The organism is Rhizobacter sp. SG703 (genome assembly GCF_012275445.1).
In the GTDB taxonomy this organism is placed as follows: Bacteria; Pseudomonadota; Gammaproteobacteria; order Burkholderiales; family Burkholderiaceae_C; genus Rhizobacter.
Genome location: NZ_JAAZQK010000006.1, coordinates 388378 through 402867, shown reverse-complemented (window position 1 = coordinate 402867; position 14490 = coordinate 388378). Strand labels below are relative to the sequence as shown.

The window sequence follows — 14490 nt, the reverse complement described above, 5'->3', positions numbered from 1 at the left end:
GGGACCTAGACGTTGAACAGGAAGTTCATCACGTCCCCGTCCTTCACCACGTACTCCTTGCCTTCGGCGCGCATCTTGCCGGCGTCCTTCGCGCCCTGTTCGCCCTTGAACGCGATGAAGTCGTCGAAGCCGATGGTCTGCGCGCGGATGAAGCCGCGCTCGAAGTCGGTGTGGATCACGCCGGCCGCCTGCGGCGCGGTGTCGCCGATGTGGATGGTCCAGGCGCGCACTTCCTTCACCCCGGCGGTGAAGTAGGTCTGCAGCCCGAGCAGGCTGAAGGCGGCGCGGATCAGGCGGTTCAGGCCCGGCTCGCTCTGCCCCATCTCCTGCAGGAACATCAGCCGGTCCTCGTCCGGCATGTCGGCCAGCTCGGCCTCGGTCTTCGCGCAGATCGCCACCACCGGCGCCTTCTGGCCCTCGGCATACGCGCGCAGCTTGTCGAGGTACGGGTTGTTCTCGAAGCCGCCTTCGTCGACGTTGCCGACGAACATCGCCGGCTTCGCGGTGATCAGGCACAGCGGCTTCAGGATCACCAGTTCTTCCTTGCTGAAGCTGATGCCGCGCACCGGCTTCGCTTCGTTCAGCGCGGCCTGGCACTTCTGCAGCACGTCGACCAGCTTGGCCGCTTCCTTGTCGTTGCCCGACTTCGCCGCCTTGATCGAGCGCTGCAGCGTCTTCTCCACCGTGGCCAGGTCGGCCAGGCACAGCTCGGTCTGGATCACCTCGATGTCGGAGATCGGGTCGACGCGGCCGGCGACGTGGATCACGTTCTCGTCGTCGAAGCAGCGCACCACGTTGACGATCGCATCCGTCTCGCGGATGTGGGCCAGGAACTGGTTGCCCAGGCCTTCGCCCTTCGAGGCACCGGCCACCAGCCCGGCGATGTCGACGAACTCGACGATCGCCGGCACGATGCGCTCGGGCTTCACGATCGCCGACAGCGCCTGCAGCCGCGGGTCGGGCAACTCGACGATGCCGACGTTCGGCTCGATGGTGCAGAACGGGTAGTTCTCGGCCGCGATGCCGGCTTTCGTCAGCGCGTTGAAAAGGGTGGACTTGCCGACGTTGGGCAGGCCCACGATGCCGCATTTGAGGCTCATGGAGGGGGCTTTCGCTGGTCGAGAGAGAGAGGGGCGAATTTTAGTCCGTCCCTCTACACTGCCCGTTTTCCTGTCCCGCCAATCCCTTCGAGGACCTTCCGATGCTCGAACTCCTGCGCCTGAATCCGCACTCCAAGGACCTCGGCGGCGGCTTCACCGTGCGCCGGCTGCTGCCCGCGGCGCAGCAGCAGTCGGTCGGCCCCTTCCTGTTCTTCGACCACTTCGGGCCCATCACCGCCCAGCCGAGCGACAACCACGACGTGCGCCCGCACCCGCACATCGGGCTGGCCACCGTCACCTACCTGTTCGAAGGCGCGATGCTGCACCGCGACAGCACCGGCATCGTGCAGCGCATCGAGCCCGGCGCGATCAACTGGATGACCGCCGGCCGCGGCATCGCCCACTCCGAACGCGCCCCCGACGACCTGCGCCACGTGGCGCGGCGCAGCCACGGGCTGCAGCTGTGGGCCGCGCTGCCGGCCGAGCACGAGGAAGACGCGCCGGGCTTCTCGCACACCGCGGCCGCGACGATCCCGTCGGTGGTGGTCGGCGACACCACGGTGCGGGTGCTGATCGGCAGCGCGTTCGGCGCGGCCTCGCCGACGCCCACGCTGTCGCCGACGCTCTATGCCGACCTGGCACTGCCGCCCGGCGGCCGCCTGCAGGTGCCCGCGGCGGCACCGCAGCGCGCGCTGTACGGCGTCGACCACGGCTTCACGCTCGACGGCCAGGCCGTCCCGGCGGGCGAGATGGTCGTGCTGCCCGGCGGCGCCCAGCCGCTGCTCGAGGCGCCGCAGGGCGCGCGCGTGATGCTGATCGGCGGCGAGCCGCTCGGCCACCGCTTCATGTGGTGGAACTTCGTGTCCAGCCGCAAGGACCGCATCGCCGAAGCCGCCGACGATTGGGCGGCCCAGCGCTTTGCCGGCGTGCCCGGCGAGACCGAGTTCATTCCGCTGCCGGAGCGCCGGCCCTGAGGTCGGCGCGGGTGGGCGCCGATGAGGCGGCGGCCGGCGCACCGCGGCGCAGCATCAGCACGTTGCCCAGCACCGCCAGCGCCGCGCCGATGCCGGTCAGCGCATCCGGCCGGTAGTGCTCGAAGGCCGTCGAGACGACCAGCGCCAGCAGCGGCGTCATCACGCCGATGCTGCCGGCCGGACCGGGTCCGAGGCGCTGCATCAGCGTCAGGAAGCAGGCGAAGGTCAGCACCGATCCGGCCAGTGCGAGGTACAGCAGCGCGATCCACCAGGACGCGATCGCCGGCAGCGCCATCGGCTGCCCGCCGGCCAGCGCCGCGATGAAGCAGCACAGCGCGCCATACAGCATGCCAAAGCCGAGCGCCGGCCAGAACGGCAGGCCGCGCGCGCCATTGCGGCTCGCCGCGAGGCTGCCGACCCCCGACAACAGCACCGCGCCGACCGTGAACAGCGCGCCGAGCGCCGTGCCCGACGCATCGCGGGCGTGGCCGAATTCCGGCCAGAACACCAGCGCGACGCCGGCCAGCCCCAGCAGGCCGCCGGCGATGAAACGCGGCGTGATCGCGACGCCGAACAGCCCCCTGGCGCCGAGCCCGGCGATCAGCGGCGACGCCGAATAGCCGACCGCGACCAGCCCCGACGGCAGCAGCCGCTCGGCGTGGTACACGCACAGGTACGACACGCCGTACAGGAACACGCCCTGCAGCGCGAACCAGGCGTGCTGGCGCGGCGCGAAGCGCAACGACACGCCGCGCGCCGCGGCGAACGCCAGGATCACCGCGCCGGCCAGCGCGAAGCGCAGCGCGACGCCGAACTCCGGCGTCGTGACGCCGACCTGCCACGTGATGGCATGCCAGGTCGTGCCCCAGGTCAGCACGCAGATGGCGAACAGCTGCCAGTTGCGCAGGCGCGTCACGTCCGGTGCCGACCTCAGAATCGAATGCTGGCGCTGCCGACCATGCCGGCACGCAACCCGCATTCGATGCCCTCGACGATCACCGCGTTCATGCCGAAGGTGATCTTGCCGTCGAGGCGCTCGTCGGCGCGGTAGGTCGACAGCGTGTCGCCCGGTTCGTGTCCCGGCTCGCCGGTCTCGGGGTCGACGTTCGGGATCGGGCAGCGCGGGCAGGGCTTGACCAGCCGCAGCCGCACCGGCCCCTCGGGCGTGTCGAAGCGGATCTCGTCGAGGAAATCCTCGCCATGCGACTCGAGCCCGTCGAGCACCAGGTTCGGCCGGAAGCGCGCCATCGTCATCGCCGCGACGCCCTTGCGCGCGAGCCGTTCGTTCAGTTCGTCGAGCGAGGCCTGCGACACCACCAGCAGCGGGAAGCCGTCGCCGAACGCGTTCTCGGCGTCGATCTCGCCGGTCCATTGCTTGCTCGACAGCCGCTTCTGCTCCGGGTCGAAGCGCGCCAGGCGCAGCGGGAACTTCACGTCACCGGCGTCATTGGAGGGGGGCGCAAGGAAATCGCTGAACCACTGCGCCGCCAGGTCGCCCATGTCGTAGGCCGCGACGGTGTCGTTCCACACGGTGACGCGGTTCGGCGCCTCGACCGCATCGAGCGCCAGGTGCAGCGCCAGCATGCCGGGCGCGCGCAGCACGAGTTCGGTGTGCTTCAGCGTCGTGCGGACCAGCGCCATGCGCGGCAGCTCGCGCTGGCTGACGAAACGGCCGGCCGCGTCGACCGCCATCCACGCGCGGTCGAACTCGAGCCCGGTCTCGATCAGCAGCGATTCGTCGAGCGCGACGCCGGCACAGCTCTTCACCGGGTAGACGTGCACGCTGCGCAACGTGACGGCGACATCTCCCTCCGACAACTCGCTCACTTGAACAACCCCTTCAGCTTGTCTTTCAACTGGTCCTTGGTCGACGGCTGCGGGCCCGAGGCCGCACCGCTCGCCGGCGCCGGCAGGCCGAGCTTGCCGCGCAGGCTCTCCTTCAGCTTCTCCTCGGCCTTGCCGGCCACCTCGCTCTTGATCACCTGGGCCGCGATCTGCGACCACTGGATCCGCCAGTCGATCGCATCGAACGGCCCGGTCAGCAGCACCGGCACCGTGACGCCCTTCAGCGCCGCGAGGTCGGCGCCGTCCTGGCCCTTCGTGGTGTTGGCGACCGTCGCGCGCGCGGTGTAGTCGATGCGGCCGCGGCCGACGTCGAGCGCGCCCGAGCCGTTGAGCCGCAGGAACGGGCTCTTCGCATCGAGGTCGGCGTTGCGCGCGATGCCGTCGGTGATCACGAAGCTGGCCGTCAGCTCGGAGAAATCGGTCTTCTCGGTCTGCGTGGCCTTCTGCGAGCTGTCCTGCTTCATCGACAACGCCGCCTTGGCCTGGCGCAGGCTCTTCGCGAGGTTCACGCCCTTGATCGCCCCGTCGCGCAGCTGCAGCGCGGCGGTGCCCTTCAGCCGCGCCTTCATCTCGTTGACGCTGCGGCCGGCGGTCTCGACGTCGGCGACGACGCGGCCGGTGCCTTCGAGGATGTCCTTCTTCGCGACGTCCTTCAGCAGCGTGTTGACGTTGACGCCGTTGGCGGTCGCCTTCACCGCGATGCGGCTCGCGCGCGCATCGGCGAACGCGGTCGCGTCGAGCACGCCGCCCCAGGTCTTGCCGTACAGCTTGCTGACGCGCAGCATGCCGCCCTGCAGCGACGCTTCGAGCGCGGCATCGCTGACGCGGTAGGTCTGGTACGCGAAGCTGCCGATGTGCAGGCTGAACTCGCCCTGCAGCGCGCGCAGCGGCGACAGGTCGACCGGGGTGTCGGCGGCGGGCTTGTCGCCGGCGGCGGGAGCCGGCGTGGCCGCGGCGGTCGAAGACGGCGGCAGCAGCCGGTTCAGGTCGAGCGCCTCGAAGTTGGCCGAGGCCTTCACGGTGATCGGCGTGCCGGCCAGCGTGACGTTGCCGTCGCTGCGGAACGGGTTGGCATTGATCTGCCCGGCCAGCGACCAGTGCGCCGCCTGCGCCGACGCATCGGCCTTGCCGCGCATGTCCAGCACCAGCGGCTGCAGCGACGGCTCCTGGATCTTCAGCTGGGCCGCCAGCGCGTCGAGCGCGAACGCGCTCTTCGCCGGCTGCAGCTGCAGGTCGGCGCGCACCGTGCCCGCCAGCTCGCGCTGGCCGGCGTTGCCCGCGCCGGTGCCCTTCATGCTGCCCTTGAAGGTCGCCTCGAAGCCGGGCACCTTGACCATGTCGAAGCTGCCGCCCGGCGCGGCCGACTTGAAGCTGGCGTCGACCGCAGTCGGCCCTTCGAGCGACAGCTTGCCGCTGAGCGCGCTGCCGGTCAGCGCCTCGCCCTTGACGTTCAGCTCCGGCCAGTCGAGCGTGGCCGACAGCGGCTGGCCGCCCTGCGTGCCGGCCAGCTTGACCTGCAGCGCGTTCAGCGCCAGGTTGCGCGCCGCCGGGTCGAACGCGAAGTGCTTGATCTGCACCCGGCTGCCGGCCAGCTTCAGCGAGCCGAGCGTGGCGCCGAGCCCGAGGTCGAGGTCCTGCGCGTCGAGCGTGCCGCGCTGCCCGTCGTAGCCCAGCGCGCCCTGGATCTTGACGTCCATCGCCTGCACGCCGAACGCGTCGCCCTGCCAGCCGAGCTGCATGTCGCGCAGCTTCACGCCCTGCTGCGCAAGCAGCAGCGTCAGCTTGGTCTCGCCGCTCAGCTTGCCCTTGACGGCCGGCGCCTTCATCGCGAACTCGGCCTGCAGCTTGACCGGCGATTCCACCTGGTCGGCGAGCCGGCCGGTGTGCAGCGAATTCAGCGTGACCTCGCCGGACAGCTGGTCGCGCTCGTCGCGCAGGCTCAGGCGCAGGTCGTCGAGCTGCACGCTGCTGACGTCGAAGCGCAGCGGGGCGCTCGAACCGGCCGGCTGGCTGGCCGTTGACGCCGGGGCGCCGGGCGGCGTGTCGCCGGCAATCAGGTCGTCGATGTTGGTCTTGCCCTGTGCATCGCGGCGGTACACCAGCCGCAGCCCGCGGGCGCTGACGTGGTCGACCACCAGCTGCTGGCGCAGCAGCGGCAGCACCGCGACCGACAGCGAGGCCTCGTCGAGCGCGGCGAATTCGTCGGCGCGGCCTTTTTCGCTCAGCTTGACGGCCGACAGCTGCACCGCGAGGCGCGGGAACACCGACAGCTTGATCGGCCCGTCGATCGCCAGCGTGCGGGCGCGGTGGGTTTTCATCCAGTCGATCGCGAGGCCCTTGTAGGCGTTCGGGTCGAAGGTCGAGACCAGCCAGGCGAGCACGGCACCGAGCAGCAGCACCAGCACCGCCAGTGCCAGCAGGAGTTTGCGGATCCAGGGTTTCATCAGTCGGTCGACCGCAGGGGTGCAGCGTGGGGGCACCGATTCTGCCCTCAAGGGCGCCAGGGTGGTGCCGATCCCTACAATGAAACCTCATGAAACGCTTCGATCTGTGTGTCCGAGGGGCCGGCATCGTCGGCCAGGCGCTCGCCTTGTCGCTGGCCCGCCAGGGCCTGCGCGTCGCGCTGGTGCCCGATGCCGTCGCCCATGCCGGCGAGGACGTGCGGGCCTATGCGCTGAACCGCGCGTCGGTCGCGCTGCTGGGCGCGCTGAAGGTCTGGGAGGCGTTGCCGCCCGGCGCGGCGACCGCAGTGCACGAGATGCGCGTCGAAGGCGATGCGGCCGGCGCCGCGCTCGAATTCTCGGCCTGGCAGCAGCACGTGGCCGAGCTGGCCTTCATCACCGACGTGGCCGCGCTGGAACAGGCGCTCGCCACCGCGGTGCGCTACTCGCCGCATGTCGAGCTGCTGGCGCCCGACGCCGACGTGCAGGCGCCGCTGACCGCCTTGTGCGAAGGCAAGGCGTCGGCCTCGCGGGCCGCGCTGGGCGTGCGCTTCGAGCGCCACGACTACGGGCAGGTCGCGATCGCGGCGCGCCTGGTGGCCGACCAGCCGCACCGCCACACCGCGCGGCAGTGGTTCCGTGCTCCCGACATCCTCGCGTTGCTGCCGTTCGATTTGCCGCAGCCGGGTTGTTCGCATGCGCTGGTCTGGTCGCTGCCGCAGGCCCGGGCGCAGGCGCTGCTGGCGCTCGACGCTGCGGCGTTCGAGCAGGAATTGAACGATGCCACCGGCGGCGCCTGCGGCCGGCTGGCGCTGGCCTCGGCGCGCGCCGGCTGGCCGCTGGTGCAGGCGAGCGCCAGCGCCTGGTGCGGCCCCGGCTGGGTGCTGCTGGGCGATGCGGCGCATGTGGTGCACCCGCTGGCCGGGCAGGGCCTGAACCTCGGGCTGGCCGACGTGGCGTCGCTGTCGGCGGTGCTGGCGGCGCGCGAACCGTGGCGCGAGCTGTCCGACGCCAAGCTGCTGCGCCGTTACGAACGCTCACGCCTGGCCCCGACCCGGGCGATGGGAGAATTGACCGGCGGTCTGTGGCGGTTGTTTTCGACGGACCAGGCCGCGGTGCGGGAACTTCGCAACCGCGGCATGACTCTGGTCAACCACCTGTCCCCGCTGAAGCGCTGGCTGACCGCCCGGGCGCTCGACACCTGATTGAAGGCCTTGCCATGCTGCGCACACCGCTGACCCGATCCTTCCTCGCCGCCGCGTTGGCGCTGGCCCCGCTGGCCCACGCCGACGAGGCGCAGATCCGCAAGAACCTCGCCGAGCGCCTGACCAACCTGCCGAAGATCGACGAGGTCGGCAAGACGCCGATCCCCGGCCTCTACGAAGTGCGCATGGGCACCGAGATCCTCTACACCGACGAGCAGGGCAACTACCTGATCGAGGGCTCGCTGATCGACACGAAGGCGCGCACCAACCTGACCGAGGCGCGCATCAACAAGCTGACCGCGATCGACTTCGCGAGCTTGCCGCTGAAGGACGCGATGGTCTGGAAGAACGGCACCGGCGCGCGCCGCATCGCCGTCTTCGCCGACCCGAACTGCGGCTACTGCCGCCGCTTCGAGGCCGACCTGCAGAAGATCAAGGACGTCACCGTCTACACCTTCCTGTACCCGATCCTCGGCGGCGATTCGCCGCAGAAGTCGCGCGACATCTGGTGCTCGAAGGAACCGAGCAAGGCATGGCTCGGCTGGATGCTGCGCAGCGAGCAGCCGCCGCGGTCGATGGGCAACTGCGAGACGCCGTTCGAGCGCAACCTCGCGATGGGCAAGAAATACCGCATCAACGGCACGCCGGCGCTGGTGTTCGCCGACGGCACGCGCTTCCCCGGCGCGATGCCGCTCGACCAGATCGAGAAGCAGCTGGTCGCCAGCAGCAAGTAGTTCCACTGCGCAGGGCGGCCCCTGCGGTGACAATGGCGCCCGCAGAAACCGCTGCGCGAGCGCCTGCTCGCGACCTGATCCCATGATTTCCTACCGCATCGAGATCGCCGATGTGCACGCGCACCAGTTTCGCGTCACGCTCACCGTGCCGCAGCCGGCGGCGCAACAGCGCCTGAGCCTGCCGGCCTGGATCCCCGGCAGCTACCTGGTGCGCGAGTTCGCGCGCCATCTGTCGCAGTTGCAGGCGCGCCAGGGCTCGCGCGAGCTCGCGCTGCAGCAGCTCGACAAGGCCACCTGGCTGGCGCCCTGCGACGGCCGCGGCGCGCTGACCGTCAGCTACCTGGTCTATGCGTTCGACACCTCGGTGCGCACCGCCTTCCTCGATGCGCGGCGCGGCTTCTTCAACGGCACCAGCACCTTCCTGCGGGTCGAAGGGCGCGAGGCCGAGGCGCATGCCGTCGAGATGCGCGGGTTGCCGAAGGGCTGGCGCGTGGGCACCGCGCTGCCGGCCGTCAAGACCGATGCGCGCGGCCAGGGCCTGTACCAGGCGGGCGACTACGACGAGCTGGTCGACCACCCGGTGGAGCTGGGCGACTTCTGGCGCGGCGAGTTCAAGGCGGCCGGCGTGCCGCACGAGTTCATCGTGGCCGGCGCACTGCCCGACTTCGACGGCGAACGCCTGCTGGCCGATGCACGCCGCATCTGCGAGGCCGAGATCGCGTTCTGGCATGGCCGCAGGAAGCCGCATTTCAAGCGCTACGTGTTCATGCTGAACGCGGTGGACGACGGCTACGGCGGGCTGGAGCACCGGGCCAGCACCGCGCTGATCGCCGCGCGGCGCGACCTGCCGCAGCGCGCGCGGGCCGATGCCGATCCGAAGGCCGCGGGCGAGCCGGGCGACGGCTACGTGACGCTGCTCGGGCTGATCAGCCATGAATACTTCCACACCTGGAACGTCAAGCGCCTGCGCCCGGCCGAGTTCGCCCGCTACGACTACACGCAGGAGAACTACACCGAGCTGCTGTGGTTCTTCGAGGGCTTCACCTCGTACTACGACGACCTGCTGCTGTTGCGCGCCGGCCTGATCGACGAGGCGCGCTACCTGAAGCTGCTGGCCAAGACGGTGACCGGCGTGCTGGCCGCGCCGGGCCGCCAGGTGCAGAGCGTCGCGCAGGCGAGCTTCGATGCCTGGGTCAAGTACTACCGCGGCGACGAGAACACGCCGAACGCGACGATCAGCTACTACACGAAGGGCTCGCTGGTCGCGCTGGCGCTCGACCTGACGCTGCGCACGCGCGGCCAGGGTTCGCTGGACGACGTGATGCGCGGGCTGTGGGCGCGCAGCGACGGCGGGCCGATCTCGCAGGACGACATCGCGGCGGTGCTGCACGAGGTGGGCGGCCGATCGATGGCGAAGGAGCTGCAGGCCTGGGTGCACGGCACCGGCGACCTGCCGCTGAAGGAGCTGCTGCAGCGCGTCGGCGTCCGCTGGACGCAGCAGGCGCCGACGCTCGCGCAGCGGCTCGGCCTGCGGGTCTCCGAGAGCGCGCTGACCGGCATCAAGGTGAGCCATGTGCTGCGCGGCGGTGCGGCCGAAGCGGCCGGGCTCGCGGCCGGCGACGAACTGCTCGGCGTCGACGACTGGCGGCTGCGCCGGCTCGACGACCTGCTGCGGCTGCTGCCGGACGACGGCACGGCGACGCTGCTGGTGTCGCGCGACCAGCGCCTGCTGCACCTGCCGCTGGCGGCCGCCGCGGCGCCGGACAGCGGTGCGGTCGCGCTGTCGCCCGCACCCGTGTCCGACACGCCTTCCGCCGCCGCCGCGCAGTCCCTGCGGCAGGCATGGATGCGCGGCTGACCGGACGCTTGCGCGCGACGCCCCGGCGCCGCGCGGCGTTGCTGACGCTGGTGCTGGGCGTGCTGGCGGTGCACGGCTGCGTGACGCGCCAGCTCGCCGACCGGATGGGCGCGTTCTCGGTGGCGCCGATGCCGCAGCGGCTGCAGGTGGCCTACGTGCGCGAGCTGCAGCCGACGGTGCCGGTCGCTGTCGTGCCGGCGCCGAAGCCGCCGCCGAAGCGGGTGGCACGCGCGGCTGCCGCTGCGCCGGCGCTGCCGTCGCCGGTCGAACCCGCCGCGTCGGCCGTACCGGTCGAGCCGGTACCCGAGCCCGTCCGCGAGCCCGTCCCCGAGGTCGTCGCCGCGGCCGAACCCGAACCCGTCGCCTCGGCGCCTGCCGCGGCCGCCTCGGCACCGCTGCCCGAGCCGTCGCCGGTCGCCGTCGACGGCGCGGCCTCCGCGCCGGCCGCGTTCGAATGGCCCGGCTCGACCCGCCTCAGCTACGTGCTGACCGGCAATTTCCGCGGACACGTCGACGGCGAGGCGCAGGTCGAATGGATCCGCGACGGCAACCGCTACCAGGTGAACGTCGACGTGGTCATCGGGCTGTCGTTCGCGCCCACGGCATCGCGCCGGCTGACGAGCGAAGGCCAGCTGACCGCCGATGGCCTGTACCCGACCCGCTACGACCAGCTGACCCACGTGATGCTGCGCGACGACCAGCGCGTGTCGATGCAGCTGCTGCCCGATGCGGTGGTGCTGGCCAACGGGCAGCGCCGCATCCGCTGGCCGGGCGTGCAGGACACCGCGAGCCAGTTCGTGCAGCTGACCTGGCTGTTCACGACGCAGCCGCAGAAGCTGCGCACCGGCGAGAGCGTCGAGATCCCGCTGGCGCTGCCGTTCCGCGTCGAGCCGTGGACCTACGACGTGCTCGAGGAGGAGACGCTGTACACCGACTTCGGCGAGGTGCCGGCCTTCCGCGTGAAGCCGCGCCGGCAACCGCGCGGCGGCGACCTGATCCCCGAGATGTGGATCGCGCCGAGCATGCGCTACCTGCCGCTGCGCATCCGCATCCACCAGGACGCCGACACCTGGGTCGACCTGATGATCAAGCGCAAGCCCGAACTCGCGGCGTCGTGAGCGTGACCTGCCTACACTGTTGCCAGAACATCCACCGAAGGAGACTCCGATGAGCTACGAATGCATCGTCACCGACGTCCAGGGCAGCGGTCCGCTGCGCATCGGCGTCGTCACGCTGAGCCGGCCGAAGCAGCTGAACGCGCTGAACGACACGCTGATGAACGAGCTCGGCGCGGCGCTGAAGGCCTTCGATGCCGACGAGACCATCGGCTGCATGGTGGTCACCGGCAGCGAGAAGGCCTTCGCGGCGGGGGCCGACATCGGTGCGATGGCGGGCTGGAACTTCATGGACGTCTACAAGAGCGACTACATCACGCGCAACTGGGAGACCATCCGCAGCGTGCGCAAGCCGGTGATCGCCGCGGTGAGCGGCTTCGCGTTGGGCGGCGGCTGCGAGCTCGCGATGATGTGCGACTTCATCATCGCGGCCGACAGCGCGAAGTTCGGCCAGCCGGAGATCAAGCTCGGCATCATCCCCGGCGCCGGCGGCACGCAGCGGCTGCCGCGCGCGATCGGCAAGGCCAAGGCGATGGACATGGTGCTGACCGGCCGCATGATGGACGCCGCCGAGGCCGAGCGCGCCGGGCTGGTGTCGCGCGTGGTGCCGGCGGCCGAGCTGCTGAGCGTGACGCTGGCGGCCGCGCAGGCGATCTGCGAATTCGGCGGGCCGAGCGTGATGATGGCCAAGGAGGCGGTGAACCGCGCCTACGAGGGCCCGTTGTCGGAGGGCATCCAGTTCGAGCGCCGGATGTTCCACGCGCTGTTCGCGACCGAGGACCAGAAGGAAGGCATGGACGCCTTCGTCAACAAGCGCAAGCCGGCCTTCAAGCACCGCTGAGCCCCGAAGGCTCAGTCGGCGTTGCGGTACACCAGCAGCCGCCCCTTGTACGCTGCGTGCGTCGCATCGGCCGCCTGCTGCAGCGGTTCTTCCTGCAGCGAGAAGCCCATCGCCGCCATCTGCTTGCTGAACTTGGCGCGGTTGCCGCGGTTCGGGTCGACGATCCAGACCTCGGCGCGCTGCGCGACGTGGCGGCCGATGAAGCCGGCGAGCAGCCCGCCGTCATCGCGCTCGTAGAGGATGTCGCTGCCGATCACCAGCTCGAAGCGGCCGCTGAGGGTCTGCTGGTCCTGCGGCACCGGCGGCAGCAGGTCGGTCGCCGATTCGGACCACTGGCCATGCCGGTAGGCCATCGGCGGCAGCTGGTTCAGGCGCAGGTTCTCGGCCAGGAACTCGGCCGCCAGCGGATGGCAGTCGCTGGCCGTCACGTCGGCACCGCGGCGGTGGCTCACCAGGCTCGCGAGCGCGAGGCCGCAGCCGATCTCGAGGATGCGCTCGCCCGCCACCATCGTCCGCGCCGCCATGCGCCCGGCCAGTTGCAGGCCGGACGGCCACAGCAGCCCGAACAGCGGCCACGCGGCCGACGAGATGCCCTGGCTGAGCGCCAGGCCCTGCGGGTCGGAGAACTGCTGGCGGTCCAGCAGCGAGCGAATGTGCAGGTCGGGCACGCCGTCGACGGCGATGTCCTCGTGCTTGATCAGGTATCCAGGCATCCGGCAGTGTAGGCGCCCGGCGGCGTCGAGCGCGGCTCTCGGCGAGGCCGGGAGCCGTCGATCTCAGCTTTCCTTGCGCAGCGACGGGAACAGGATCACGTCGCGGATGCTCGGGCTGTCGGTGATCAGCATCATCAGCCGGTCGATGCCGATGCCGCAACCGCCGGTCGGCGGCATGCCGTATTCGAGCGCGCGGATGAAGTCGGCGTCGTAGAACATCGCCTCTTCGTCGCCGGCCTCCTTGTTGGCCGCCTGCGCGTGGAAGCGGGCCGCCTGGTCCTCGGCGTCGTTCAGCTCCGAGAAGCCGTTCGCGTACTCGCGGCCGGTCATGAAGAGCTCGAAGCGCTCGGCGATGCCGGGGTTGGCGTCGGATGCGCGGGCCAGCGGCGACACCTCGACCGGGTAGTCGATGATGAAGGTCGGGTGCCAGAGCTTCTCTTCGACCGCGGCCTCGAACAGCCCGAACTGCAGCTCGGGCAGGTTCCAGTGCGCCGGCGCTTCCTCGCCCAGCGACTTCAGCGTCGCGCGCAGCACCTGCGCATCGCCGGCTTCGGCTTCGCTCAGGCCGGCGTGCACCACCAGCGAATCGCGCACCGTCAGCCGCGTGAACGGCTTGTCGAGGTCGACCGGCTTGCCGGCGTAGCTGAGGCTGGCCGAGCCGGTCGCCTGGCGCGCGGCATGGCGCAGCACCTGCTCGGTGAAGTCCATCACGTCATGGTGGTTCCACCAGGCCGCATAGAACTCCATCATCGTGAACTCGGGGTTGTGGCGCACCGAGATGCCTTCGTTGCGGAAGTTGCGGTTCACCTCGAACACCCGCTCGAAACCGCCGACCACCAGCCGCTTCAGGTACAGCTCGGGCGCGATGCGCAGGAACATCTCCTGGTCGAGCGCGTTGTGGTGGGTGACGAAGGGCTTGGCATTCGCGCCGCCGGGGATCGGGTGCAGCATCGGCGTCTCGACCTCCATGAAGCCGTGCTCGAGCATGAAGTGGCGGATCGAGCCGAGCGCCTTGCTGCGCGCGACGAAGCGCTTGCGCGCCTCTTCGTCGGTGATCAGGTCGACGTACCGCTGGCGGTACTTCTGCTCCTGGTCGGCCATGCCGTGGAACTTGTCCGGCAGCGGCCGCAGGCTCTTGGTCAGCAGGCGCAGCGTGGTCACGCGCACCGACAGCTCGCCGGTCTTGGTGCGGAACAACGTGCCTTCGGCACCGAGGATGTCGCCCAGGTCCCAGTGCTTGAACGCGGCATAGACCTCGTCGCCCAGCGCGTCCTTGGTGACGAACAGCTGCAGGCGGCCGGTCGAGTCCTGCAGCGTCGCGAAGCTGGCCTTGCCCATCATCCGCTTCAGCATCATCCGCCCGCCCAGGCTGACGACGATGCCCTGCGGTTCCAGTTCTTCGTTCGGGATCTCGCCGTACTTGCGGATCAGGTCGAGCGCATGGTGCTTCGGCTTGAAGTCGTTCGGGAACGCGACGCCCTGCTGGCGGATCGCGGACAGCTTCTCGCGGCGTTCGGCGATCAGCTTGTTTTCGTCTTCGGGCGGCTGGGGAGGGGTGGTCTGGGTCATGAAGGGCTCTGGAAATGCGCCGCAATTTTAGGCGGACGGCCCGGGATTCCCCGGCCGGGGCGCGCCCGGCCGAATAAAATCGCCCGTTTGCCCCG

At 70.4% G+C, this 14490-nt stretch carries 12 protein-coding genes; 6 read left to right on the top strand and 6 right to left on the bottom strand.

Features of this window, described 5'->3' with window-relative positions:
• Nucleotides 1-5: 5 nt before the first annotated feature.
• Nucleotides 6-1100, bottom strand: a complete 1095-nt coding sequence (gene ychF / locus FHT26_RS15145; RefSeq protein ID WP_168560935.1) for a redox-regulated ATPase YchF — start codon at nt 1098-1100, stop codon at nt 6-8.
• Between the two features lie 101 nt (nt 1101-1201).
• Between ychF and FHT26_RS15140 the strand changes: the two genes are divergently transcribed.
• Nucleotides 1202-2074 (top strand): pirin family protein, encoded by an 873-nt coding sequence (locus tag FHT26_RS15140; protein ID WP_168560934.1) that lies wholly within the window; start codon nt 1202-1204, stop codon nt 2072-2074.
• Here FHT26_RS15140 and FHT26_RS15135 read toward each other — a convergent pair.
• From FHT26_RS15135 to FHT26_RS15125, 3 genes are read right to left on the bottom strand one after another with little or no spacing between them, the layout of a single operon-like run.
• The gene (locus tag FHT26_RS15135) at nt 2046-2990 is read right to left on the bottom strand and encodes an EamA family transporter (RefSeq protein WP_168560933.1); all 945 of its coding nucleotides are present in this window, start codon (nt 2988-2990) and stop codon (nt 2046-2048) included. The two genes, FHT26_RS15140 and FHT26_RS15135, sit on opposite strands and share 29 nt — an antisense overlap.
• A gap of 14 nt (nt 2991-3004) precedes the next feature.
• Nucleotides 3005-3901: an MOSC domain-containing protein gene (locus FHT26_RS15130; RefSeq protein WP_490362791.1), complete on the bottom strand. Its 897-nt coding sequence runs from the start codon at nt 3899-3901 to the stop codon at nt 3005-3007.
• The gene (locus FHT26_RS15125) at nt 3898-6363 is read right to left on the bottom strand and encodes an AsmA family protein (protein WP_168560932.1); all 2466 of its coding nucleotides are present in this window, start codon (nt 6361-6363) and stop codon (nt 3898-3900) included. The genes FHT26_RS15130 and FHT26_RS15125 overlap by 4 nt, the downstream gene beginning before the upstream one ends.
• An 89-nt stretch (nt 6364-6452) precedes the next feature.
• Here FHT26_RS15125 and FHT26_RS15120 point away from each other — a divergent pair, with 89 nt between their 5' ends.
• From FHT26_RS15120 to FHT26_RS15100, 5 genes are all read left to right on the top strand, one after another.
• Nucleotides 6453-7565 carry an FAD-dependent monooxygenase gene (locus FHT26_RS15120; RefSeq protein WP_168560931.1) on the top strand — a complete coding sequence of 371 codons (1113 nt, stop codon included), beginning with the start codon at nt 6453-6455 and terminating at the stop codon, nt 7563-7565.
• 14 nt (nt 7566-7579) lie between these two features.
• A complete protein-coding gene (locus FHT26_RS15115; RefSeq protein WP_168560930.1) occupies nt 7580-8299 on the top strand; it encodes a DsbC family protein in 720 nt (239 codons plus the stop codon).
• Between the two features lie 82 nt (nt 8300-8381).
• The gene (locus FHT26_RS15110) at nt 8382-10157 is read left to right on the top strand and encodes a M61 family metallopeptidase (RefSeq protein ID WP_168560929.1); all 1776 of its coding nucleotides are present in this window, start codon (nt 8382-8384) and stop codon (nt 10155-10157) included.
• Nucleotides 10142-11275, top strand: a complete 1134-nt coding sequence (locus FHT26_RS15105; RefSeq protein ID WP_168560928.1) for a DUF3108 domain-containing protein — start codon at nt 10142-10144, stop codon at nt 11273-11275. Before FHT26_RS15110 ends, FHT26_RS15105 begins: the two co-directional genes overlap by 16 nt.
• A 49-nt stretch (nt 11276-11324) precedes the next feature.
• Nucleotides 11325-12113, top strand: coding sequence for an enoyl-CoA hydratase (locus FHT26_RS15100; protein WP_168560927.1), 789 nt, complete (start codon nt 11325-11327; stop codon nt 12111-12113).
• A gap of 11 nt (nt 12114-12124) precedes the next feature.
• On the opposite strand, the gene FHT26_RS15095 is transcribed toward FHT26_RS15100, so the two are convergent.
• Complete coding sequence (locus FHT26_RS15095; protein ID WP_168560926.1) at nt 12125-12826, bottom strand: class I SAM-dependent methyltransferase; 702 nt, start codon at nt 12824-12826, stop codon at nt 12125-12127.
• Between the two features lie 63 nt (nt 12827-12889).
• Complete coding sequence (gene lysS, locus FHT26_RS15090) at nt 12890-14395, bottom strand: lysine--tRNA ligase (RefSeq protein ID WP_168560925.1); 1506 nt, start codon at nt 14393-14395, stop codon at nt 12890-12892.
• Nucleotides 14396-14490: the final 95 nt, after the last annotated feature.

Coding starts and splice junctions, on each gene's coding strand:
- ychF (WP_168560935.1), bottom strand. CDS start 1,100: ATGAGCCTCAAATGCGGCATCGTGGGCCTGCCCAACGTCGGCAAGTCC.
- FHT26_RS15140 (WP_168560934.1), top strand. CDS start 1,202: ATGCTCGAACTCCTGCGCCTGAATCCGCACTCCAAGGACCTCGGCGGC.
- FHT26_RS15125 (WP_168560932.1), bottom strand. CDS start 6,363: ATGAAACCCTGGATCCGCAAACTCCTGCTGGCACTGGCGGTGCTGGTG.
- FHT26_RS15120 (WP_168560931.1), top strand. CDS start 6,453: ATGAAACGCTTCGATCTGTGTGTCCGAGGGGCCGGCATCGTCGGCCAG.
- FHT26_RS15115 (WP_168560930.1), top strand. CDS start 7,580: ATGCTGCGCACACCGCTGACCCGATCCTTCCTCGCCGCCGCGTTGGCG.
- FHT26_RS15110 (WP_168560929.1), top strand. CDS start 8,382: ATGATTTCCTACCGCATCGAGATCGCCGATGTGCACGCGCACCAGTTT.
- FHT26_RS15105 (WP_168560928.1), top strand. CDS start 10,142: ATGGATGCGCGGCTGACCGGACGCTTGCGCGCGACGCCCCGGCGCCGC.
- FHT26_RS15100 (WP_168560927.1), top strand. CDS start 11,325: ATGAGCTACGAATGCATCGTCACCGACGTCCAGGGCAGCGGTCCGCTG.
- FHT26_RS15095 (WP_168560926.1), bottom strand. CDS start 12,826: ATGCCTGGATACCTGATCAAGCACGAGGACATCGCCGTCGACGGCGTG.
- lysS (WP_168560925.1), bottom strand. CDS start 14,395: ATGACCCAGACCACCCCTCCCCAGCCGCCCGAAGACGAAAACAAGCTG.